This is a genomic window from Enterobacter sp. 296B2 (assembly GCF_034106185.1).
GTDB lineage: Bacteria > Pseudomonadota > Gammaproteobacteria > Enterobacterales > Enterobacteriaceae > Enterobacter > Enterobacter cloacae_N.
This window is the reverse complement of sequence record NZ_JAWNCA010000005.1, coordinates 132,974-155,590: the sequence shown is the minus strand read 5'-3', so window position 1 is coordinate 155,590 and position 22,617 is coordinate 132,974. Positions and strand designations below refer to the sequence as shown.

Sequence of the window (22,617 nt, the reverse complement as noted above, 5' to 3'; positions counted from 1 at the left end):
CCGGCCTACTCAACCTGTAGGTCGGGTAAGCAAACGCGCCACCCGACTCACAAGGCTTACAGCGGCTGCGTCTGCGCCTCAACCACAGCCAGCGCCACCATGTTCACGATGCGGCGCACGGAGGCAATCGGCGTTAACACATGCACCGGTTTCGCCACGCCCATCAGCACCGGTCCTACGGTCACCCCTTCAGAGCTGGAGACACGCAGCAGGTTGTAGCTGATACGCGCCGCTTCCACGTTCGGCATAATCAGTATGTTCGCCGACCCCTTAAGCGGGCTGTCCGGCATACGTTCGTTACGAATGCTTTCCACCAGCGCGGCATCGCCGTGCATCTCCCCGTCAATCATCAGCTCCGGCGCGCGCTCGCGCACCAGCTCCAGCGTCTGGCGCATTTTGCACGCCGCGGCCGATTTGGACGAACCGAAGTTAGAGTGCGACAGCAGCGCTACCTTCGGCTCGATACCAAAGCGACGCACCGTTTCCGCCGCCATCACGGTGATCTCCGCCAGCTCGTCCGGGGACGGATCGTCGTTAACGTAGGTATCAGCAATAAAGGTGTTGCCGCTCGGCAGCAGCAGCGCGTTCATCGCCCCGGCGGTGTGGACGCCGTCGCGATAGCCGAAGATCTCCTGCACCACGCTAAAGTGCTCGTGGTAATCGCCGATGGTGCCGCAGATCAGCGCATCCGCCTCGCCGCGATGGACCATGATCGCGCCGATCACCGTCGTGTTGCTGATAACGGCTTTCTGCGCCTGCTCCTGGGTGATCCCCCGGCGCTTCATGATCGCGTAGTATTCGCTCCAGTACTCTTTGAAGCGCGGATCGGATTCGTTGTTCACGATCTCGAAGTCCACGCCCGGCTTAATCTGCAGGCCCAGCTTCTGGATCCGCATCTCGATCACGCTCGGACGACCGATCAGGATCGGCTTCGCCAGCCCTAAGGTGATCAGCTCCTGGGTAGCGTGCAGCACGCGCGCCTCTTCACCTTCCGCCAGCACCACGCGCTTCGCGTCTGCGCGGGCCTGAGAGAAGATCGGCTTCATGAACAGGTTGGTTTTATAGACAAACTCGGTGAGCTTATCGACGTAAGCGTCGAAATCCTGAATCGGACGCGTTGCCACGCCGGAGTCCATCGCCGCTTTGGCAACGGCTGGCGCAATTTTGACAATCAAACGCGGGTCGAACGGTTTTGGAATGATGTAGTCCGGGCCAAAGCTTAGATCCTGATCCCCGTACGCGGAGGCGACCACTTCGCTCTGCTCGGCGTGGGCCAGCTCGGCGATGGCGTGAACGGCGGCAAGCTTCATCTCTTCATTGATCGCCGTCGCGCCAACGTCCAGCGCGCCGCGGAAGATGAACGGGAAGCAGAGCACGTTGTTGACCTGGTTCGGGTAGTCCGAACGGCCGGTACAGATAATGGCGTCTTCACGCACCGCTTTCGCCAGCGGCGGCAGGATTTCCGGCTCAGGGTTCGCCAGGGCCAGGATCATTGGCGCACGCGCCATCTTCTTCACCATCTCCTGGGTCAGCACTTTCGGACCGGAGCAACCGAGGAAGATATCCGCGCCGTCGATCACGTCCTCAAGCGTGCGCTTGCCGTCGTCTTCTACCGCGTACGCCGCCTTGGTTTCCGCCATGTTCGGCTCACGGTCTTTGTAGATAACGCCCTTGGAGTCGCAGACCACAATGTTGTGTTTCTGCATGCCCAGCGCCACCAGCAGGTTCATACAGGCGATGGCCGCGGCGCCTGCGCCAGAAACCACCATGCGCACATCGGAGAGATTTTTCTCGACCACGCGCAGGCCGTTCAGAATGGCGGCGGTGCTGATAATCGCGGTCCCGTGCTGGTCGTCATGGAACACGGGAATGTTCATACGCTCGCGCAGCTTCTGCTCGATATAGAAACATTCCGGCGCTTTGATGTCTTCCAGGTTGATCCCGCCGAAGGTCGGCTCCAGCGCGGCTACCACGTTGATGAATTTATCGGGATCGAGTTCGTCCACTTCGATATCGAACACGTCGATACCGGCAAATTTCTTGAACAGTACGCCCTTCCCTTCCATCACCGGTTTACCGGCCAGTGCACCAATGTTGCCCAGGCCCAGCACCGCCGTCCCGTTAGAGATAACGGCGACAAGGTTACCGCGCGCGGTGTATTTGTAGGCCGCAAGCGGGTCTTTTTCGATTTCCAGACACGGTGCCGCCACGCCCGGCGAGTAGGCCAGCGCCAGATCGCGCTGCGTCGCCAGCGGCTTGGTTGGGGAAACCTGAATTTTACCGGGGACAGGGAACTCGTGAAAATCGAGGGCACTCTGTTTCAACTGCTCATCCATCTTATTTTTCCTTTCACGTATCGATCAAAAGGGTGACGTAAGCGATCCTGATGCACACCCTGGTGTGCCGCCTAGTATCGCCTCAGGACAGCGCATAAACTTTGAAGGCTGCCAAACTCTCACCATCACACATTAAAAATTGTTATCAATTTATAACAGCCATGTTACCCGTCTCAAAAGCAATGCCTGCCCCGTCTGCTATGCTTTTTTGTTAAGTCCATCATGATTTTCTCAGAAGTGTGAACTAACGCACTCATCTAACTCTTTTATTTCCAAGGAGTAATGATTTATGAACCAGCTAGACGGCATCAAACAATTCACCACCGTGGTTGCAGACAGCGGCGATATCGAGTCGATTCGCCACTATCAGCCGGAGGACGCGACCACCAACCCTTCGCTGCTTCTGAAAGCGGCGGGGCTTGCCCACTTTAGCCATCTGATTGATGACGCGATTGCCTACGGTAAACAGCGCGGGAAAACACAGGAACAGCAGGTTGCTGAAGCCAGCGACAAGCTGGCGGTTAATTTTGGTGCGGAAATTCTGAAAAGCATTCCGGGGCGCGTGTCGACCGAAGTGGATGCCCGCCTCTCATTCGATCAGGAAAAGAGTATTCACAAAGCGCGCCGTCTGGTGGAACTCTACCAGGAACAGGGGATCGATAAGTCACGCATTCTGATCAAGCTCGCGTCCACATGGGAAGGCATCCGCGCGGCGGAGGTTCTGGAAAAAGAGGGGATCCACTGCAACCTGACGCTGCTGTTCTCGTTTGCCCAGGCGCGCGCCTGTGCCGAAGCGGGCGTGTTTCTGATCTCGCCGTTTGTCGGGCGCATCTACGACTGGTATCAGGCGAAACAGCCGATGGATCCGTACGTGGTAGAGGAAGACCCTGGCGTGAAGTCGGTGCGTAATATCTACGATTATTACAAGCAGCACCGCTACGAAACCATCGTGATGGGCGCCAGCTTCCGCCGCACCGAGCAGATCCTCGCGCTCGCAGGCTGCGACCGTCTGACCATCTCCCCCGATCTGCTGAAAAAGCTGCAGGAGAGCGACGAAACGGTGATCCGCAAACTGGTGCCGACCTCTACCGTACTGCCAAAACCGAAAGCCATGACCGAAGCGGAGTTCCGCTGGGAGCACAATCAGGACCCTATGGCCGTGGAAAAACTGGCTGACGGCATCCGCCAGTTCGCCGTCGACCAGCGCAAACTTGAAGATCTTCTCGCCGCCAAACTTTAACCTTGCCACGGAGTGAACTATGTCCCGTAAAGAGCTTGCCAACGCCATTCGCGCCCTCAGCATGGATGCCGTACAAAAAGCCAATTCCGGCCACCCTGGCGCCCCGATGGGGATGGCCGATATTGCCGAAGTGCTGTGGAACGACTTTCTGAAGCACAACCCCACAGACCCAACCTGGTACGACCGCGACCGTTTTATTCTCTCCAACGGCCACGCCTCGATGCTGCTCTACAGCCTGCTGCACCTTTCCGGCTACGATCTGCCGCTGGAAGAGCTGAAAAACTTCCGCCAGCTGCACTCTAAAACGCCGGGCCATCCGGAGATCGGCTATACCCCGGGCGTGGAAACCACCACCGGCCCGCTGGGTCAGGGTCTGGCGAATGCCGTCGGTCTGGCGATTGCCGAGCGCACGCTGGCGGCGCAGTTTAACCAGCCGGACCATCAGATTGTCGACCACTACACGTATGTCTTTATGGGTGACGGCTGCCTGATGGAGGGGATCTCCCACGAGGTCTGCTCGCTGGCGGGCACGCTGGGGCTCGGGAAGCTGATTGGCTTCTACGACCACAACGGCATCTCCATTGACGGGGAAACCGAGGGCTGGTTTACCGACGACACGGCGAAACGCTTTGAGGCCTATCACTGGCACGTGGTGCATGAGATCGACGGCCACGATCCTGAGGCGGTGAAAAAAGCGATTCAGGAAGCGCAGAGCGTGAAGGACAAACCGTCCCTGATTATCTGTCGCACCACCATCGGCTTCGGCTCGCCGAACAAAGCGGGCAAGGAAGAGGCGCACGGCGCGGCGCTGGGCGAAGAGGAAGTGGCCTTAACCCGCCAGAAGCTGGGCTGGAAGTATCCGCCATTTGAGATCCCGAAAGAGATCTACAGAGCCTGGGATGCCCGCGAAGCGGGTGAAAAAGCCCAGCAGGCGTGGAACGAAAAATTTGCCGCCTACAAAAAAGCGCACCCGGAGCTGGCGGCAGAGTTTTCCCGCCGCATGGGCGGCGGGCGGCCGGAGGACTGGGACGATAAAACCCAGGCGCTGATTGAAAATCTGCAGTCCAACCCGGCGAAAATCGCCACCCGTAAGGCGTCGCAAAATACCCTCAACGCCATTGGCCCAATCCTGCCTGAGCTGCTCGGCGGCTCAGCGGATCTTGCACCAAGTAACCTGACCATCTGGTCCGGCTCGAAATCGCTGAAAGAGGATATTGCCGGGAACTACATCCACTACGGCGTGCGCGAGTTTGGCATGACCGCGATTGCAAACGGCATCGCCCATCACGGCGGCTTCGTGCCCTACACCGCCACCTTCCTGATGTTCGTCGAGTACGCCCGAAACGCGGCGCGCATGGCGGCGCTGATGAAGGCCCGGCAGATCATGGTCTACACCCACGACTCCATCGGCCTGGGGGAAGATGGCCCGACGCACCAGGCGGTGGAACAGCTGGCGAGCCTGCGCTTAACGCCAAACTTCAGCACCTGGCGTCCGTGCGACCAGGTGGAAGCGGCGGTGGGCTGGAAGCTGGCGGTTGAGCGCCACAACGGCCCCACGGCGCTGATCCTGTCGCGCCAGAACCTGGCGCAGATCGAGCGCACCCCGGAGCAGGTTAAAAACATCGCCCGTGGCGGGTACATCCTGAAAGACAGCGGCGGCAAGCCGGACGTGATCCTGATTGCCACCGGTTCCGAGGTGGAAATTACGGTGAAAGCGGCGGAGAAACTGACCGCCGAAGGCCACGCGGTGCGCGTGGTGTCCCTGCCTTCAACGGATATCTTTGACGCCCAGGATGAGGCGTATCGGGAATCGGTGCTGCCGTCCAACGTAGCGGCACGCGTGGCGGTGGAAGCGGGTATTGCCGACTACTGGTATAAGTACGTGGGGCTAAAAGGAGCGATTGTTGGCATGCGGGGTTACGGTGAATCGGCACCTGCCGACAAGCTCTTCCCGTACTTCGGCTTTACCGTTGAGAACGTGGTGGAGAAGGCGCTGAGCGTGCTGTAGTGCGTTCTTCGTTGCCGGGTGGCGCTGTCGCTTACCCGGCCTGCGGTTCGAGGTTTTGTAAGTCGCCACCCGGTAAAACTAGCGTGTGATCCACAGCGTGGGCCAGGCGTCTGGCCCATTCCAGTTATCGCAGCTTGGCTCTTCCGCATAGCGCACCAGGCGGAAGCGCTGGCCGTCAAAACGCCAGCGCGTCTGGATCCCGCAGTCCCCGATACCGCGTCCCAGCGCCAGCGTCGTCAGCTCGCGCGTTTTTTCATCAAAGCTGGCGTTCATCAGCTCCATGTCGCTGCTCTGGCTGGAGGGGGTAAACGGCAGACGTAACCTGACGCTGCGGGCAGTGAACGGTTTTTTACGTGATACCAGCCACGCCAGATCGACCGTGTTATAGGCTCCTGCCTCACAGCTGACGATTAACAGCGCTTTGTCGTCGGTTAATGCGGTGACGCGTACTTCACGGCGGTTAGGATCCAGCGAGCACTGGCTGTTGTTCATCCGCCAGGTTCCATAATCCAGCAGATCGTTCAGCTCGCTATGCGTCAGCGGCGTCGGCGTCGGGTTCACCACGGCCACCTTTTTTAATGCTGGTGCAGGAGGCACGCTCAGAGGCGGGCTATCCCCTTTTTTAATCCATGCCGTTTCGCTGCCAACGCGCTTCTGCTGGGCGTCAATAAACAGCAGCGCCGCCTTCAGCCCGACCAGCGAAATCGTCTGCTTCCCCCCGCGCAGGGTCAGCGCCTGCCCTTCCTGAATAGTTTTCAGAAACGCGTTGAGGGTACCCGTATCGTCGGTCTTGAGATGCCAAGGCGTTAACTGCCAGTGCTGTGAATTGAGTTTTAGCGGAACGTTGTCGAGCAGAAGGCGCGGGGCGATGTCCGGCTCTTTTACCGGCGGGGCCGAAAGCCCGCCGAGATCGATGCGCAGGCTGGCGTCCGTTTTCGCGCCGGCGCTACGGCTCAGCGTCATAACCAGACCGCGATGTTCCCCCGTATTCCGGGCAACACAAAAATTCTGGTTATTGCAGGTGACCTGCCAGTCTGAGAAAGACTGCTGCGCAGGTGCCGCCCACACCAGAGGCACGGGTAGCACGCAGAAAAAGAAGAGAAGCAAAACGCAGTAGCGCATGAATGGCACAGCCCCGGAAACGAAAAGGTCAATCTGGGGCGTATCTTCGTGCCCAGGGCGGGCGGGCTCAATCGGATTTATCGGATAGATTTATCTGAAATGCAGGCTATTGCGACATCGGTTTGGGGTTCATTAACCCGCTGGTTTGCAGATATTGCAACAGGATCACCGCTTTACCATCGCGGATCTCGCCGCTTTTCACCATCTCAACGGCCTGAGCGAAAGGCATTTCCAGCACTTCAATATCTTCATCCTCCACGCCGCCACCGCGATGCGTGCGCTGGGCATCGGTGTACTCCGCAATGAAGAAATGGACCAGCTCGGTCACGCCGCCAGGTGACATGAAAAGCTCAAAGACTTTTTGCACCGCGCCCACTTCAAAACCGGTCTCCTCGACGGCCTCCTTGCGGATGCAGACTTCCGGCTCATCGTCATCAAGCAGGCCGGCGCAGGTTTCAATCAGACGCCCGTCCGCGTTGCCGTTGACCCAGGTCGCGACCCGAAACTGGCGAATCAGCACCACGCTTTGCTTTTCACGGTTATACAGCAGAATGGTTGCGCCATTGCCCCGGTCGTAGACTTCGCGTTTGTGGCGAATCACGTCACCGTTCTTACGGGTTAAATCGTAAGTGATATTCCGCAGGACAAAGTAATTTTCAGAGAGGATTTTGTCTTTGATAACGGTAATGTTCAGGGACATACGGGCTCCACGGCAAAATGAGTCTGTTTATACTACGCCGTGAAGCCCGCTTTGTCGCCCGTCGGTTAAGACGGCGCGTCTCTTCTCGTCAGATTTCATGTTAATCCCCAAAGCGGCTTTTGGATCAATAACCTTATTTTTAGTATGAATAAGCTATTTGCTCACTACCGCGTTATCAGGCAATGTACAACTGCCCGTAACCTGTGGCAGAGCCATTTTATTCAGAGAGCCGTTCCGTGACCGTTAAACGCCCCGTTTCCGGAAGCCTTGCCTGGGCTTTCTTTTCGATCATTGCCCTGTCCGTGCTGACCAGCACCGTCGCGCTGCTGACGCTTGCCAGCAGCCAGCGTGACGCCGAAGCCATTAACATTGCGGGTTCGCTGCGCATGCAGAGCTACCGCCTCGGCTACGAGATGCAGCGCAACAGCCCCTCCCTTAAGGCGCATCTTGAGAACTGGCAGCAGACGTTAAGCGCGCCTTCCCTGGAGAAGCTGAACCGCTGGTACGTCCCGGAAAACGTCAAGGCGCGCTATCAGCAGCTTCATGTGGCCTGGCGGGAAATAGATAAGCACATCGCCCGCGGCGACAGCGCATGGTATGACGCTAACATTGAGGATTTTGTCGGCCGCATTGATGCCTTTGTTCTCGCCCTCCAGCACTACACCGAAAATAAAATCCAGACGGTGACCCTTCTCTCTCTGGCTGGCGCGCTCGGGATCCTGCTGCTGACGCTGTTTACCCTGCGGCGCATCCGCCGCCAGGTGGTGTTGCCACTGAACAACCTGGTAGCCGCCAGTGAACGGATTGAGCGAGGGGAATTTACCACCCCGGCGCCGGACACCGCGCTGCCCAACGAGCTGGGCCAGCTTTCCCGCGCCTTCAACCATATGTCGGGCGAGCTACATACTCTCTATCGGTCGCTCGAAGCCTCCGTCGCGGAAAAGACGCGGCATTTGCATGAAGCCCACCAGCAGCTCGACATGCTGTTCAAATGCTCTCAGGCGCTGAATACCGGACAGATTGACAGCCTGTGCTTCCGGCATATTTTACAGATTGTCCATGAATACACGCAGATGAATTACCTGGAGCTACGCACCAGCGACGACTGGCGGCTGTGTGAAGGGACAGAGGTGAGCGGCATTTCTCTGCAAACCCTGCCGGTGCTGATGCAGGACACCCTTTACGGCGAGCTGCGCTGGCAAAGCGAGACGGGCAGCGTTCCTCTTCCGCTGATGAGAAGTGTCGCGACCATGCTCGGGCGCGGGCTGTACTTTAACCAGGCGCAGAAACACTACCAGCAGCTGCTGCTGATGGAGGAGCGCGCCACCATCGCCCGCGAGCTGCATGACTCGCTGGCGCAGGTACTCTCCTATCTGCGGATCCAGCTCACGCTGCTTAAACACGCCGTGCCGGCGGAAAATGCCCCCGCGCAGACCATCATCACCGACTTCTCCCGCGAACTGAACAACGCCTGGCAGCAGCTGCGCGAGCTGCTGACCACCTTCCGCCTGACGCTAAACCATGCGAATTTACCCGCGGCGCTTCAGGAGTCCCTCGATGCCCTGCAGAGCCAAACGCAGGCGAAGCTGTACCTCGACTGCCGCCTCTCCTCGCTGGCGCTTGACGCGCAGAAGCAGGTGCATTTGCTGCAGATCGTGCGGGAGGCCGTCCTGAATGCGATTAAGCACGCGCAGGCCAGCGAGATCACCGTCAGCTGCGTGACCGCCGTGGACGGCACGCACAACGTCAGCATTCGTGACAACGGCATCGGAATTGGCGAGGCCAGCGAACCGCCGGGACACTACGGGCTGAACATTATGCGAGAACGCGCGCAACGGCTCGGCGGAATGCTGCACTTCTCGCAGCCGCAAAACGGCGGCACGCAGGTCAGCGTGACGTTCCCCGCACCCGCGCCGTTAACAGGTAAATAACGGTAAAGGGGGAAGCGCCGGGAAAAGCGCATGATAATTTACATTATCTCCTTTATTTCTCCACGTTTGGCCTGGGCCTTGCCGCTAAAGTGATGCGGGCAATAAACAATAATGACGTGCAGCAAAACGAGGTCACTTTTCCATGGCGAATTTTTTCATCGATCGCCCCATTTTTGCCTGGGTGCTTGCCATCCTGTTGTGTCTGACAGGCGTCCTGGCGATTACTTTTCTTCCCGTTGAGCAATACCCCGATCTGGCACCGCCTAACGTGCGTGTCACCGCCAACTATCCCGGCGCTTCCGCACAAACGCTGGAAAACACCGTGACGCAGGTTATCGAGCAGAACATGACGGGTCTGGATAATCTGATGTACATGTCCTCCCAAAGCAGCGCCACGGGACAGGCCACGGTCACCCTGAGCTTTGAGGCGGGCACCGACCCGGACGAAGCGGTGCAGCAGGTACAAAACCAGCTGCAGTCGGCCATGCGTAAGCTGCCCCAGGCGGTGCAGAACCAGGGGGTCACCGTGCGTAAAACCGGTGATACCAACATTCTGACTATCGCGTTTGTCTCCACCGATGGCTCAATGGATAAACAGGACATTGCGGACTACGTCGCCAGTAATATTCAGGACCCGCTCAGCCGTATTAACGGCGTAGGGGATATCGACGCCTACGGTTCACAGTACTCAATGCGTATCTGGCTCGATCCTAACAAGCTGAACAGCTATCAGATGACCGCAACCGACGTGACGGACGCCATCAAAGCCCAGAACGCCCAAATTGCCGTGGGGCAGCTGGGAGGCACGCCTTCGGTTGATAAACAGGCCCTGAATGCCACCATCAATTCACAATCCCTGCTTCAGACGCCGGACCAGTTCCGCAACATCACCCTTCGCGTGAATCAGGACGGTTCAGAGGTGCGCCTGGGCGATGTCGCTAAGGTGGAAATGGGTGCGGAGAAATACGATTACCTGAGCCGCTTTAACGGCAATCCGGCCTCCGGTCTTGGGATCAAGCTGGCCTCCGGCGCGAACGAAATGGCGACGGCGAAGCTGGTGCTGGACCGTCTGGATGAGCTGTCGCAGTATTTCCCGCACGGGCTGGAGTACAAAGTCGCCTATGAAACCACCTCCTTCGTTAAAGCCTCGATTGAGGATGTGGTGAAAACCCTGCTGGAAGCGATCGCACTGGTGTTCCTGGTCATGTACCTGTTCCTGCAAAACTTCCGCGCCACGCTGATCCCCACCATTGCCGTCCCGGTAGTGCTGCTGGGTACTTTTGCGGTGCTCTACGCGTTCGGCTACAGCATCAACACCCTGACGATGTTTGCCATGGTGCTGGCGATTGGCCTGCTGGTGGACGATGCCATCGTGGTCGTGGAAAACGTCGAGCGCATCATGAGCGAAGAGGGGCTTTCCCCGCGTCAGGCCACACGCAAATCCATGGGGCAAATTCAGGGGGCGTTAGTCGGTATCGCGATGGTGCTGTCGGCGGTCTTTATCCCGATGGCCTTCTTTGGCGGTACAACCGGGGCGATTTACCGTCAGTTCTCAATTACCATCGTCTCGGCGATGGTGCTCTCCGTGCTGGTGGCGCTGATCCTCACCCCCGCGCTCTGTGCCACCCTCCTTAAGCCGCTGCACAAAGGGGAACATCACGGACAGAAAGGGTTCTTCGGCTGGTTTAACCGTATGTTCAACCGCAATGCCGAGCGGTATGAATCTGCCGTCGGTAAAGTGCTGCACCGCAGCCTGCGCTGGATGATGATTTACGTTGTGCTGCTGGGCGGCATGGTGTGGCTGTTTCTGCATCTTCCCACCTCGTTCCTGCCTCAGGAGGACCGGGGGATGTTCATCACCTCGGTGCAGCTCCCGAGCGGCTCCACGCAGCAGCAAACGCTGAAGGTGGTCCAGAACGTGGAGCAGTACTTCTTCACCAAAGAGAAAGATAACGTTGTCTCGGTCTTCTCCACTGTCGGCTCCGGCCCGGGCGGGAACGGGCAGAACGTCGCCCGCATGTTTGTCCGCCTGAAAGACTGGGACGAACGCGACGCCAGAACGGGAACCTCGTTCGCCATCATTGAACGGGCAACCAAAGCTTTTGCGGGCATTAAAGAGGCGCGCGTTTTTGCCAGCAGTCCGCCCGCGATCAGCGGCCTGGGCAGTTCCGCCGGGTTTGATATGGAGCTGCAGGATCACGCCGGCGCGGGTCACTCGGCGCTGATGGCCGCGCGCGACAAGCTGTTAGAACTTGCAGGTAAAGATCCCGGCCTGACCCGCGTTCGTCACAACGGTCTTGACGACAGCCCGCAGCTTCAGGTGGATATAGACCAGCGTAAGGCGCAGGCGCTGGGCGTCTCGATCGACGATATCAACGACACCCTGCAAACCGCGTGGGGCTCAAGCTACGTAAATGACTTTATGGATCGCGGCCGCGTGAAAAAAGTGTATGTTCAGGCAGCCGCGCCTTTCCGCATGTTGCCGGATGACATTAACCGCTGGTTTGTACGCAATAATTCTGGCGGGATGGTTCCCTTCTCCGCCTTTGCCACGTCGCGCTGGGAGAGCGGTTCGCCGCGCCTGGAGCGCTACAACGGCTATTCGGCAGTTGAAATCGTCGGGGAAGCCGCGCCGGGCGTCAGCACCGGTACCGCCATGGACACCATGGAAAAACTGGTGCAGCAGCTGCCCGCTGGTTTTGGTCTGGAATGGACGGCCATGTCTTACCAGGAGCGCCTCTCCGGGGCACAGGCGCCCGCGCTTTATGCGCTTTCTCTGCTGGTGGTCTTCCTCTGCCTTGCCGCGCTGTATGAGAGCTGGTCGGTTCCGTTCTCGGTCATGCTGGTGGTGCCGCTTGGGGTTATCGGTGCACTACTGGCGACCTGGATGCGCGGCCTGGAGAACGACGTTTACTTCCAGGTGGGGCTACTCACGGTGATCGGCTTATCGGCGAAAAACGCCATTCTGATCGTAGAATTTGCCAACGAGATGAATGCTAAAGGCCACGAGCTGATGGCCGCCACGCTGCACGCCTGCCGTCAGCGCTTGCGTCCGATCCTGATGACCTCGCTGGCGTTTATTTTTGGCGTACTGCCGATGGCAACCAGCACGGGTGCAGGCTCAAGCAGCCAGCATGCGGTGGGTACCGGCGTCATGGGGGGGATGATTTCGGCCACCATCCTGGCGATTTATTTTGTTCCGCTGTTCTTTGTGCTGGTGCGTCGTCGCTTCCCGCTCCGGGAGCGACAGGAATAACCCGCAGCCATAAAAAAGGCGGCTTTATCGGCCGCCTTTTTATTGTGTGATTAATTCACACTATGGTTATTTTACTTATTTTAGTGCTCTTGCAATTCTTACTGAATGTCATTTACGAAGCATGCCTTCGATAAAATCTTTCCAGTTCCCCAGTTCACGTTCAATCATAACAACCTCTCTTATTATTATGCGCATTCTACGAAAACGTATCATCATTGTGAAGACTATTTAACCAATCGCTGCGATTGTACCCCGCCACTGCCGGGGATTTATGATAAATATGAACCGAGAACCTTAAATTTTGTGTGATGGGCAGCAATATTTTGAAATAACCCTACGAACGGGTGAGTTCTATTTTACTCGCTGAGTTTATGGGGAATTTAAACCCTATGGACATCTATGCTTAAAGGGTGAAAGAATATTCAGCGTACAAGTGTGAGTTGAATTAAGATGAAGCGTAAATCCAGACAATTCCTGAATGTGTTATATTCCACTTAAGGATATATCTTCGAATTTATTGAACATTTAATCGCCATAAGAGCAAAAGGATTCAACATGGTTGTGATGTACGGCATTAAAAATTGCGACACCATCAAAAAAGCGCGCCGCTGGCTGGAAGCAAACCACGTGGAGTACCGCTTCCACGATTACCGTGCCGACGGGCTTGATGCACAATTTCTGCATACCGCCATTAACGAACTGGGATGGGAAGCGCTGCTGAACACCCGCGGCACCACCTGGCGTAAGCTGGACGAATCCGTGCGCGCCAGCATCGTTGATGCCGACAGCGCGGCAAAGCTGATGCTCGATATGCCAGCAATTATCAAACGCCCATTGCTCTGCAAGCCAGGTCAGCCTATGCTGCTGGGTTTCAGTGAAACCCTTTATTCTGACTTTTTCGTTGAGGTGTAGTGTATGTCATGCCCGGTCATTGAGCTGACTCAACAGCTTATTCGCCGTCCTTCCCTTAGCCCGGACGACGCAGGTTGTCAGGCATTAATGATTGAGCGCCTGCGTGCCATCGGTTTTACCGTTGAGCGCATGGATTTTGGCGATACCCAGAACTTCTGGGCGTGGCGTGGCCAGGGCGAAACGCTGGCCTTTGCCGGGCACACTGACGTCGTTCCCGCGGGTGACGCAGATCGCTGGATTAACCCGCCGTTTGAGCCAACCATCCGCGATGGCATGCTCTTCGGTCGCGGTGCGGCGGACATGAAAGGCTCGCTGGCGGCGATGGTGGTGGCGGCAGAGCGCTTTGTGGCTCAGCATCCGAACCACAAAAACCGTCTCGCGTTTTTGATCACCTCCGATGAAGAAGCCAGCGCCCATAACGGTACCGTAAAGGTCGTTGAGGCGCTGATGGCGCGTAACGAGCGTCTCGACTACTGTCTGGTCGGCGAGCCATCCAGTACCGAAGTGGTGGGTGATGTCGTCAAAAACGGTCGCCGCGGCTCGCTGACCTGTAACCTGACCATTCACGGCGTTCAGGGGCACGTGGCTTATCCACATCTGGCCGATAACCCGGTCCACCGCGCCGCGCCAATGCTGAACGAACTGGTGGGCATCGAGTGGGATAAAGGCAACGAGTTCTTCCCGCCGACCAGCATGCAGATTGCTAACGTTAAGGCCGGGACCGGCAGCAACAACGTGATCCCGGGGGACTTCTTCGTCCAGTTCAACTTCCGCTTCAGCACCGAACTGACCGACGAGACGATCAAAGCCCGCGTTGTCGCTCTGCTGGAAAAATACAACCTGCGCTACACCGTCGACTGGTGGCTTTCCGGCCAGCCGTTCCTGACGCAGCGCGGCAAGCTGGTGGATGCGGTAGTGAACGCCATCGAGCACTATAATGAAATTAAGCCGCAGCTGCTGACGACGGGCGGCACCTCAGACGGACGCTTTATCGCCCGCATGGGTGCACAGGTTGTCGAACTGGGTCCGGTTAACGCGACGATTCACAAAATCAACGAGTGTGTGAACGCTGCCGATTTACAACTGCTGGCCCGCATGTATCAACGTATTATGGAGCAACTCGTCGCCTGACGAACGCTCAGAGAGGAATAGCGAATGGATTGGCTTGCAAAGTACTGGTGGATTCTGGTTCTGGTGTTTCTGGTAGGCGTACTGCTTAACGTGATTAAAGACCTTAAGCGCGTTGACCACAAAAAATTTCTCGCCAACAAACCGGATCTTCCGCCGCACCGGGATTTTAACGACAAGTGGGACGATGACGACGACTGGCCGAAGAAAGACCAGAAGAAGTAATCCCCTCACCCCCGGCCCCTCTCCCCAGAGGGGCGAGGGGGGCCATGTTCCCTCTCCCCTTAGGGGAGAGGGTTAGGGTAAGGGGATAAATGTTTATATAAATTCAACAATATCATCATCATTCGGCTTGCCGCCGCTGAGCGCTTCATCAAAGTAGTGTTTCGGCACGGTATAACGCAGATGGTCGAGCGCAAACTGCATACTGCGGTCGTCAATCGCGTGGCCCAGACCGTCAACAATATCCAGCGTCACATCCCCGCCTTCGCGCACCAGCGCTTCCTGGGCTGCCACCGCATGCGAAAGCTCAATCACCCGGTCTTCGCCGCCGTGAATAAGATGGATAGTGGTCTGCGTGGTCGCGCTGGTCGGTAGCGTCGCGTAGCGCCCGTTAAACGCGATCACGCGTGAAGCCAGACCGGGCTGCGCTTTTACGCTTTCCAGCGACATGATTGACCCCTGAGAGAAACCAATCAGCGCCGTTGCGTCAGCGCCTACGCCGCTCTGCTGCTGCCAGTAGCGTACGATGTCGATAAACGTGGGCATAATGGCATCAATGCGTGCCTGACGGTTCTCTTCCGTCACGCCCTGAACCGGGAACCACTGCCGTCCGTTCGGGCCGCACGGCTCCACGCCGCCGATGCTGACAATTAGCGCTTCCGGGAAAACGGGGGCAAACCAGCGGCCAATCTGCCCCATGTTAACGGCATTATCGCCCACACCATGAAACAGGAGCAGTAACTGTTTAGCCGGTTTGTCAGGGCTTTGAACAACAAAATGGTCGTGTTTCATGGCGGTCTCCTTAATTGATGAGCAGGATTTTACGCCTCTGCGGGGTAATGACCATGCCACTTTACTGAAGAAGTCATTGAAAAAATTGCCATTGCAAAATGTCTGCTTTCAACCGCTGGCAGCGGGAATAGTCAAGACTCTCAAGCGCTTGCGCAGCTTCACTCCGCAGCTTAGCCAGCAACGCTTTTCGCCCCGTCTCGTCCGTCTTTCCCTCGATTTTCCCGCGCAGAGCCGGGAGCGGCATGTCTGTGGTTAACACCAGCCGCGTCAGCGCGGCAACCGAGGTTGAAAACGCCCGGTGCGCAAAGGCAAACCCCGCCAGCTCCAGCCAATCGTCACTATTAAGGGTAGCTTCCCAGGCATCGCTTACCGGGATCTTTTCGCCGTTCCGGGCCGACAGGACGCGCATATCGCGACACAAGCGCTGATGTTCCTGAGCGCACAGCCGGTGCCCGGCCTCGCTCTGCGGCAGTATGGCCATCGCCGTGTAGCACCCGCTGCTGGCTTCCCGATGGCTGCCCATTCGCACCAGCACAAAGCCGCACTGCTGCCAGAAACGCCACAGCTCGTCGGTATAGCCAAAACTGACCGAGAGATAATCTTCACCGCTGGCGCTGCGAATAAGCCGCTCGCCAATGCCTTCCCGTTGACGGTGGGGATGTACCGCAATGCGGCTAATCCGTCGCCCCTTCAGCGTCGCCGCGAGTGGCGATCCGCCGTGCGCCGCCAGCGACTGCGCCACAAGGTTCCCGCGTGGACGACGAAAGCCCGCCCACACCGCGCGGCTCAGCTCAGGAGGCAATCCCCCCTCTTCCACCAGCCAGAGCGCGCCAGCGATATCCACACCCGCGTGTGCAACCGCAAAGTGCTGGCCGGGTGCGTCCATCATCCGACGTAAATCGAGCGGAGACGTCCGGTAGTGCGCGGCACACAGCAGTTCATACACGCTTGCCACGCGTGCCGGGTCGCTCTCCCACATCCGCGGCTCCAGCGTTCGTAAACGCACGTCACCTTCCGGCTTGCGGTCAATAAGTGCATCGTCAAACAGCAGCGTATTCCCCACTATCCGCTCAAGCGGACACCCGGCTGCCCAGCGAATGGGGGTGGATAAGGTATAGCGCCGCAGCCCGCTGAACCGGGCGCAGAACTTGAGCAGAAACCCCCTGCCCGTGCCTTCATAACCCTGGACCGTGGTGGTCAGCAGTACGCGGGGAAAACGCGCCACCAGCTTGTCCAGCAGCGGGCCAGGGATGGCGGCGGCTTCATCAACAATCAGCCAGTCGGCTTCTGTCGCGGAGGCCAGCAGCGCATCCGGGGCCATAAAGTGAAAACGCTCGCCGGCGAAGCGCGCAATAACATCCGTTGCCCCTTTTGCCGGTGCCGTCACCACTGCATTTCCGTGGATGCCGTTGAGCAGCATCCCCGCCAGGGCTGACTTTCCGCGTCCGCGCGGTGCCGTCACGGCAGCGACGCCCGAAGGCATGGCCAGAAGCGCGTCGAGGATCTCCGCCTGCTCGCGCTGCGGCTCGCCGCTGGCAGGCTGCCAGGCGGGAAGATCCGGCGCAGCGGGAAGAGAGAGAGGACGATGCTGTTGCCAGACGATGGCATCCGCATCGGCGGCAAGCGTCCGGCAAAAATGGTGAACGAAATGCGGGGTGGCGATTGGCTCCGCGCTGTCGCTCCAGCGTACGGAATCGCCGTCGGGCCTGTCGGCCCACTCTGAGAGCGGGGGCACCAGCAGCACCAGCAGGCTACCGGCGCGCAGCGTCCCGCTGAGCGCGGCAAAGGCTGAAACGTCAAACCCGGCACGCGAGTCAAAAACGGCGTGAAGGTATTCGCGTCCCAGCAGTCCGCTAACGGCTTTAGAGGGATTGTCATCCAGCCACAGCCAGTCTCCCGTCAAGGCATCACGCAGGCCAGCCGCCTGGCTGAACGTCCACTGTTCATCACCCGTGAGCACCACCAGACGGCGGTGCCCGGTACGCTCAAGCTCGCGCGTCAGATGTTCAAACGACACCATCACATGGCTTTGCCGAAGGTATTACACTGGGCCGGATCGCCGCTGTCAAAGCCGCGCTTGAACCAGCTGTAGCGCTGCTGCGACGTACCGTGAGTGAAGCTGTCCGGCACGACATGACCCTGGCTCTGCTGCTGTAAACGGTCGTCGCCGATAGCCTCAGCCGCATTTAATGCCTCTTCTAGATCGCCGGATTCCAGCACGCCCTGCTGCTGCATGCTGTGGCCCCAGACGCCCGCAAAACAGTCCGCCTGCAGTTCCATTTTGACGGAAAGGCGGTTCACTTCAGCCTGAGACGCATTCTGCTGAAGCTGGCGCACTTTGGGCTCAATCCCCAGCAGCTTTTGCACGTGATGGCCGACTTCATGCGCGATAACGTAGCCCTGGGCAAAATCACCGTCAGCGCCAAGCTTGCGTTTCATGTCATCGTAAAAAGAGAGATCGATATAAACGGTGCCGTCTGCCGGGCAGTAGAACGGCCCCATCACAGATTGCCCGGTACCGCATCCGGTGCGGGTTGCGCCCCGGTACATCACCAGCTTCGGCTGCTGATAGGTGCGCCCCATCTTCTCAAACTGCTGACTCCATGTGTCTTCAGTTGTGGCGAGAATAACGGAGGTAAATTTGGCCGCTTCATCTTCATTCGGGCTGATGGAGCGCGGAGATTGTTGCTGCTGTTGCAGCGGTTGACCGGTCATCAGACCGGTGAGATCGACGCCGTAATAGCCCGCGACCAGCACCACAATCAGCAGGATGATACCGCCCTTGCCGCTGGGTAAGCGGAAGCCGGGCCCGCCCATTGAAGGACCGCCGCCGCCATCACCGCGTCTGTCTTCTACATTGTCACTTTCACGACGCCCTTGCCAGCGCATAACCACCTCGAACTATTCCATTAATAATAGCTATGATCGTAGGCGGTTAACGGCAAGATTACCATAGGAAACAAAGGTAAGACGCCAAAGGATGCGAACATCCTTTGGCAACAGAGGGACTTAGTCGAGCTTAACGCCTAAACGGTGAGCAACCGCTTCGTACGCTTCAATCAGGCCACCCAGGCTCTGACGGAAACGGTCTTTGTCCATTTTATCCAGGGTTTCTTTATCCCACAGGCGGCTGCCGTCCGGGGAGAACTCATCACCCAGCACCACTTCACCTTTGAACAGACCAAACTCCAGCTTGAAGTCGACGAGGATCAGGCCCGCGTCATCAAACAGCTTTTTCAGCACGTCGTTGGCTTTGTAGGTCAGTTCCTGCATGCGCGCCAGGTTCTCTTTGCTCACCCAGCCGAAGGTTTCGCAGTAGGATTCGTTGACCATCGGATCGTGCATGGCATCGTTTTTCAGGAACAGGTCGAACAGCGGTGGATTCAGTTCGATACCTTCTTCAATGCCCAGACGCTTCACCAGGGAGCCTGCCGCACGGTTACGAATCACGCACTCAACCGGAACCATATCCAGTTTTTTCACCAGACATTCCGTATCGGACAGCAACGCTTCCATCTGGGTTGGGATACCCGCTTCGGCCAGTTTGGTCATAATGAAGTGGTTGAACTTGTTGTTCACCATGCCTTTACGATCGAACTGCTCAATGCGTGCGCCATCCCCTGCTGACGTATCATTGCGGAACTCGAGCACCAACAGATCCGGGTTCTCCGTGCTGTATACGGTCTTCGCTTTGCCACGATACAACTCAGCTTGCTTCTGCATCTTCATTACTCCTGGTGTGATAATTTGTGTTCAAAACCGGGTATATTATGCCACGCACACGTTTGCGTAGCACGAAAATAAAAAGGGCGGGATTAACCCGCCCTCGTATTTATTTGCTGAATGCAGCCTGGAACACAGCAACCAGCGCATCGTTCTGCGCCTGGGTCAGCGTGTGACCTTTTGGATCGATAAACTGCAGACTGCTGCGGTTATCAAGGTCGCCTACCTGAATCTTGTAGTCACCGGAAGCAAGCTGAGGATCTTTGGCGCCCAGCTCCTGCCACGCGCTGTCGGACAGCGGCTTATAGGTCGCCGTCATGCTACCGGTTGAACGGGTGCTGTCGGTCACTTTCATGCCCACTTTTTCCAACGTCGCCGGCAGACGCTGCCAGGTCTGGTTAAACGGTGCACGCACCACCAGCATTGGCAGGCCGGTATCATCCGCGCCGCTCTGAACGTCGTAAGTGACGCCGTTACGGTTCTGCGCGGCGTTGGCGGCATCGGTAGCGGTCTTATCCAGACCTGCGGCAATCACGTTCAGCATTTCAGTGCTGTAACGCTGCATAGAGGCGGCATCCGCAACCGGTTTACCCGCCTGCTCCAGGTTCAACAGCTTAACGTTAACAGCCTGCTGGTAACCCTGTGGTTTCACGGAGACCTGATAGCGTCCACGGTACTGCTGATCTTCATCAAGACGGTTCCACTCGATCCAGTCGGTGGTTAACGTCTGGCTGGCGTCATCACGTTTATCAATGGTGTAGTTCTTCGCCTGAATAACGCTGACCACCTGTGGCCACAGATTGCTTCCGCGCGCGCTTTCAACCAGCAGAGAGGCCGTATCACCGGTAAACTGGGTACGCGCACCGCTCACCAGCGCCAGAGGCTGAGCTGGCGGACGAATATCAAGCGCTTTACCGACCAGACCACTGCCGTTGGTCACGGGGATATTATAATCGCCGTTTTGAATCGGCAGGATCATACCAGCCGGTGCATGAAGTTCAGCAAGCGGGGTCGCATCCAGATAGGATTCATCACCGCTCACCTGGCGCTTGTAGCGCGAGTCTGAACTACAGGCAGCGAGCAGCATAACAAGCGAAACACTCGCAACCTTCGCCAGGCGCGACTTCTGTACTGAATAAGCCATCAAATCTCCCTAAACTTTACAGCAAACCGGCATGCTTCAGCGCTGCCCTGACGATATCGCGACCTTGGTCGGTAATCGGTGTCATAGGCAAACGCAGCGTATCGGATGCTACAAGCCCCAACTCCTTACACGCCCATTTCACTGGGATCGGATTGGGTTCGACAAATAATTTATTGTGCAGCGGCATCAGACGCTGATTAATGACGCGCGCTTCATCATAGTGACCGGCTGCGGCCAGTTTGCACATTTCAGCCATATCGCGCGCCGCAACGTTTGCCGTTACGGAGATCACGCCATGGCCACCGAGCTGCATAAAGTCCAGCGAGGTCGCATCATCACCACTCAACAGGATAAAGTCGTCTGAAACCAGCTCTTTGATCTGATGAACGCGGCTTAAGTTCCCTGTCGCCTCTTTAATACCGATAATATTTTTTACTTCCGAGAGACGACCAACGGTTTCCGGCAGCATATCGCAACCGGTACGGGACGGCACATTATACAGAATTTGTGGCAAGTCAGTATGTTCAGCGATGGCTTTGAAGTGCTGGAACAAACCTTCCTGAGTAGGACGGTTGTAGTAAGGGGTTACCGTCAGACAGCCCACGATGCCGCTGTCGTTAAAACGTTTGGTCAGGCTGATCGCTTCTGCGGTTGCATTAGCGCCTGTTCCCGCAATGACCGGAATACGTCCGTCAGCCAGTTCCAGGGTCAGCATAACCACATCGCCGTGCTCTTCGTGGCTCAGCGTTGCAGATTCACCGGTAGTCCCTACCGAAACGATCGCCGAGGTTCCATTGGCGACATGGTAATCAATCAGCTTCTTCATGCTGGACCGGCAGACATTACCTTTTTCATCCATCGGTGTAACAAGCGCGACAATACTTCCCGTGAACATGAGCCATCCTCTGTGCGAACAAGAGTCTCAATGGTACGTTTGGAACTGTAATAAAAGCAAGCGACCTGAGGCCCTCTGGCGGTTGTATGCACGTTTTTTTTATGCTTTCCTTAGGAAGACTTAACCATGCAAAGGAAGAACAGGTTTGACAACCTCATCACAACATTACCTGGTTATCACTGCGCTGGGTGCCGACAGGCCGGGTATCGTGAACACCATCACCCGTCACGTGAGCAGCTGCGGCTGTAATATCGAAGACAGCCGCCTTGCGATGCTCGGCGAAGAGTTCACGTTTATCATGCTGCTGTCCGGAACATGGAATGCCATTACCCTTATTGAATCCACCCTGCCGCTGAAAGGCGCGGAGTTGGATTTGCTGATCGTCATGAAGCGCACTACCGCGCGCCCGCGTCCGGCCATGCCTGCGACCGTCTGGGTGCAGGTTGAAGTCCCTGATTCTCCACATCTGATTGAGCGCTTTACCGCGCTGTTCGACAGCCATCAGATGAACATTGCCGAGCTCGTCTCCCGCACGCAGCCGGGCGACGAGAGCGCCGTTCCCACGCTGTTTATTCAAATTACCGCGCACAGCCCTGCCTCGCAGGATGCGTCAAATATCGAGCAAGCGTTCAAAGCCCTCTGTACAGAATTAAACGCGCAGGGCAGTATAAGCGTCGTCAATTATTCGCAGCACGAACAGGATGGAGTTGAGTAATGAATCCACTGAAAGCCGGTGACATCGCACCGAAATTTAGCTTACCGGATCAAGACGGCGAGCAAGTAAATTTGACCGACTTCCAGGGACAGCGTGTTCTGGTCTATTTCTACCCGAAAGCCATGACCCCCGGCTGCACCGTACAGGCCTGCGGCTTACGCGACAACATGGACGAGTTGAAGAAAGTCGGCGTGGAAGTGCTGGGAATCAGCACCGATAAACCAGAAAAGCTGTCACGATTTGCGGAAAAGGAGCTGCTGAACTTCACGCTGCTTTCCGACGAAGACCACCAGGTATGCGAGCAGTTCGGCGTCTGGGGTGAAAAGACCTTTATGGGTAAAACCTACGACGGCATTCACCGCATCAGCTTCCTGATTGACGCTGACGGTAAAGTTGAACATGTATTTGACGACTTCAAAACCAGCAACCACCACGACGTGGTGTTGAACTGGCTGAAAGCAAGCGCCTGATAAACAGCAAAACGGCAACTCAG

At 57.3% G+C, this 22,617-nt stretch carries 19 protein-coding genes; 9 read left to right on the top strand and 10 right to left on the bottom strand.

The window, feature by feature from the left end; all coding sequences use genetic code 11:
• Window positions 1–56: 56 nt before the first annotated feature.
• The gene (gene maeB, locus URZ40_RS05860; protein WP_116343155.1) at window positions 57–2,336 is read right to left on the bottom strand and encodes an NADP-dependent oxaloacetate-decarboxylating malate dehydrogenase; all 2,280 of its coding nucleotides are present in this window, start codon (window positions 2,334–2,336) and stop codon (window positions 57–59) included.
• Between the two features lie 289 nt (window positions 2,337–2,625).
• Here maeB and tal point away from each other — a divergent pair, with 289 nt between their 5' ends.
• Window positions 2,626–3,576: a transaldolase gene (tal, locus tag URZ40_RS05855; protein ID WP_116343157.1), complete on the top strand. Its 951-nt coding sequence runs from the start codon at window positions 2,626–2,628 to the stop codon at window positions 3,574–3,576.
• Window positions 3,577–3,595: 19 nt separating this feature from the next.
• Window positions 3,596–5,584 carry a transketolase gene (gene tkt, locus URZ40_RS05850; RefSeq protein ID WP_320720017.1) on the top strand — a complete coding sequence of 663 codons (1,989 nt, stop codon included), beginning with the start codon at window positions 3,596–3,598 and terminating at the stop codon, window positions 5,582–5,584.
• Window positions 5,585–5,662: 78 nt separating this feature from the next.
• On the opposite strand, the gene URZ40_RS05845 is transcribed toward tkt, so the two are convergent.
• Entirely contained in the window at window positions 5,663–6,706 is a 1,044-nt protein-coding gene (locus tag URZ40_RS05845) for a DUF1176 domain-containing protein (protein WP_316380600.1), read from the bottom strand.
• Between the two features lie 106 nt (window positions 6,707–6,812).
• On the bottom strand, window positions 6,813–7,406 hold the full coding sequence (gene nudK / locus URZ40_RS05840; protein ID WP_116343163.1) for a GDP-mannose pyrophosphatase NudK: 594 nt from the start codon (window positions 7,404–7,406) through the stop codon (window positions 6,813–6,815).
• A 236-nt stretch (window positions 7,407–7,642) separates the two neighbouring features.
• Here nudK and narQ point away from each other — a divergent pair, with 236 nt between their 5' ends.
• The gene (narQ, locus tag URZ40_RS05835; RefSeq protein WP_316380601.1) at window positions 7,643–9,337 is read left to right on the top strand and encodes a nitrate/nitrite two-component system sensor histidine kinase NarQ; all 1,695 of its coding nucleotides are present in this window, start codon (window positions 7,643–7,645) and stop codon (window positions 9,335–9,337) included.
• Between the two features lie 142 nt (window positions 9,338–9,479).
• Entirely contained in the window at window positions 9,480–12,593 is a 3,114-nt protein-coding gene (acrD, locus tag URZ40_RS05830) for a multidrug efflux RND transporter permease AcrD (protein ID WP_320720014.1), read from the top strand.
• Between the two features lie 108 nt (window positions 12,594–12,701).
• On the opposite strand, the gene ypfM is transcribed toward acrD, so the two are convergent.
• Window positions 12,702–12,761, bottom strand: a complete 60-nt coding sequence (ypfM, locus tag URZ40_RS05825) for a protein YpfM (protein WP_015572204.1) — start codon at window positions 12,759–12,761, stop codon at window positions 12,702–12,704.
• A gap of 387 nt (window positions 12,762–13,148) precedes the next feature.
• On the opposite strand from ypfM, the gene URZ40_RS05820 reads away from it, so the two are divergent.
• Genes URZ40_RS05820 through URZ40_RS05810 form a run of 3 tightly spaced genes read left to right on the top strand, consistent with a single transcriptional unit; the run spans window position 13,149 to window position 14,858 of the window.
• On the top strand, window positions 13,149–13,505 hold the full coding sequence (locus tag URZ40_RS05820) for an ArsC family reductase (RefSeq protein WP_163330554.1): 357 nt from the start codon (window positions 13,149–13,151) through the stop codon (window positions 13,503–13,505).
• A 3-nt stretch (window positions 13,506–13,508) separates the two neighbouring features.
• Window positions 13,509–14,636, top strand: coding sequence for a succinyl-diaminopimelate desuccinylase (gene dapE, locus URZ40_RS05815; protein WP_028014016.1), 1,128 nt, complete (start codon window positions 13,509–13,511; stop codon window positions 14,634–14,636).
• A 24-nt stretch (window positions 14,637–14,660) separates the two neighbouring features.
• Complete coding sequence (locus tag URZ40_RS05810; RefSeq protein WP_013098222.1) at window positions 14,661–14,858, top strand: YpfN family protein; 198 nt, start codon at window positions 14,661–14,663, stop codon at window positions 14,856–14,858.
• Window positions 14,859–14,951: 93 nt separating this feature from the next.
• Here the strand turns inward: URZ40_RS05810 and ypfH are convergent, their stop codons facing one another.
• The 6 genes from ypfH to dapA form a co-directional block, all read right to left on the bottom strand.
• The gene (ypfH, locus tag URZ40_RS05805) at window positions 14,952–15,647 is read right to left on the bottom strand and encodes an esterase (RefSeq protein ID WP_316380602.1); all 696 of its coding nucleotides are present in this window, start codon (window positions 15,645–15,647) and stop codon (window positions 14,952–14,954) included.
• Between the two features lie 73 nt (window positions 15,648–15,720).
• Window positions 15,721–17,667 (bottom strand): GNAT family N-acetyltransferase, encoded by a 1,947-nt coding sequence (locus tag URZ40_RS05800; RefSeq protein WP_320720053.1) that lies wholly within the window; start codon window positions 17,665–17,667, stop codon window positions 15,721–15,723.
• Window positions 17,667–18,536, bottom strand: a complete 870-nt coding sequence (locus URZ40_RS05795) for a neutral zinc metallopeptidase (RefSeq protein ID WP_116343173.1) — start codon at window positions 18,534–18,536, stop codon at window positions 17,667–17,669. Before URZ40_RS05795 ends, URZ40_RS05800 begins: the two co-directional genes overlap by 1 nt.
• A 120-nt stretch (window positions 18,537–18,656) precedes the next feature.
• Window positions 18,657–19,370: a phosphoribosylaminoimidazolesuccinocarboxamide synthase gene (gene purC / locus URZ40_RS05790; protein ID WP_023332985.1), complete on the bottom strand. Its 714-nt coding sequence runs from the start codon at window positions 19,368–19,370 to the stop codon at window positions 18,657–18,659.
• Window positions 19,371–19,479: 109 nt separating this feature from the next.
• Entirely contained in the window at window positions 19,480–20,514 is a 1,035-nt protein-coding gene (bamC, locus tag URZ40_RS05785) for an outer membrane protein assembly factor BamC (protein ID WP_028014020.1), read from the bottom strand.
• Window positions 20,515–20,530: 16 nt separating this feature from the next.
• On the bottom strand, window positions 20,531–21,409 hold the full coding sequence (gene dapA, locus URZ40_RS05780) for a 4-hydroxy-tetrahydrodipicolinate synthase (protein ID WP_316380603.1): 879 nt from the start codon (window positions 21,407–21,409) through the stop codon (window positions 20,531–20,533).
• 145 nt (window positions 21,410–21,554) lie between these two features.
• Between dapA and URZ40_RS05775 the strand changes: the two genes are divergently transcribed.
• Window positions 21,555–22,124 carry a glycine cleavage system transcriptional repressor gene (locus URZ40_RS05775; RefSeq protein ID WP_028016134.1) on the top strand — a complete coding sequence of 190 codons (570 nt, stop codon included), beginning with the start codon at window positions 21,555–21,557 and terminating at the stop codon, window positions 22,122–22,124.
• Window positions 22,124–22,594 (top strand): thioredoxin-dependent thiol peroxidase, encoded by a 471-nt coding sequence (gene bcp / locus URZ40_RS05770; RefSeq protein WP_032659360.1) that lies wholly within the window; start codon window positions 22,124–22,126, stop codon window positions 22,592–22,594. The genes URZ40_RS05775 and bcp overlap by 1 nt, the downstream gene beginning before the upstream one ends.
• Window positions 22,595–22,617: the final 23 nt, after the last annotated feature.

Bases quoted from the DNA above. Each gene is read 5' to 3' on its own strand.
- URZ40_RS05820 (WP_163330554.1), top strand. From the start codon at position 13,149: ATGGTTGTGATGTACGGCATTAAAAATTGCGACACCATCAAAAAAGCG.
- tkt (WP_320720017.1), top strand. From the start codon at position 3,596: ATGTCCCGTAAAGAGCTTGCCAACGCCATTCGCGCCCTCAGCATGGAT.
- bamC (WP_028014020.1), bottom strand. From the start codon at position 20,514: ATGGCTTATTCAGTACAGAAGTCGCGCCTGGCGAAGGTTGCGAGTGTT.
- URZ40_RS05800 (WP_320720053.1), bottom strand. From the start codon at position 17,667: ATGGTGTCGTTTGAACATCTGACGCGCGAGCTTGAGCGTACCGGGCAC.
- dapA (WP_316380603.1), bottom strand. From the start codon at position 21,409: ATGTTCACGGGAAGTATTGTCGCGCTTGTTACACCGATGGATGAAAAA.
- maeB (WP_116343155.1), bottom strand. From the start codon at position 2,336: ATGGATGAGCAGTTGAAACAGAGTGCCCTCGATTTTCACGAGTTCCCT.
- URZ40_RS05845 (WP_316380600.1), bottom strand. From the start codon at position 6,706: ATGCGCTACTGCGTTTTGCTTCTCTTCTTTTTCTGCGTGCTACCCGTG.
- tal (WP_116343157.1), top strand. From the start codon at position 2,626: ATGAACCAGCTAGACGGCATCAAACAATTCACCACCGTGGTTGCAGAC.
- ypfH (WP_316380602.1), bottom strand. From the start codon at position 15,647: ATGAAACACGACCATTTTGTTGTTCAAAGCCCTGACAAACCGGCTAAA.
- URZ40_RS05795 (WP_116343173.1), bottom strand. From the start codon at position 18,536: ATGCGCTGGCAAGGGCGTCGTGAAAGTGACAATGTAGAAGACAGACGC.
- dapE (WP_028014016.1), top strand. From the start codon at position 13,509: ATGTCATGCCCGGTCATTGAGCTGACTCAACAGCTTATTCGCCGTCCT.
- purC (WP_023332985.1), bottom strand. From the start codon at position 19,370: ATGCAGAAGCAAGCTGAGTTGTATCGTGGCAAAGCGAAGACCGTATAC.
- bcp (WP_032659360.1), top strand. From the start codon at position 22,124: ATGAATCCACTGAAAGCCGGTGACATCGCACCGAAATTTAGCTTACCG.
- nudK (WP_116343163.1), bottom strand. From the start codon at position 7,406: ATGTCCCTGAACATTACCGTTATCAAAGACAAAATCCTCTCTGAAAAT.
- acrD (WP_320720014.1), top strand. From the start codon at position 9,480: ATGGCGAATTTTTTCATCGATCGCCCCATTTTTGCCTGGGTGCTTGCC.
- URZ40_RS05810 (WP_013098222.1), top strand. From the start codon at position 14,661: ATGGATTGGCTTGCAAAGTACTGGTGGATTCTGGTTCTGGTGTTTCTG.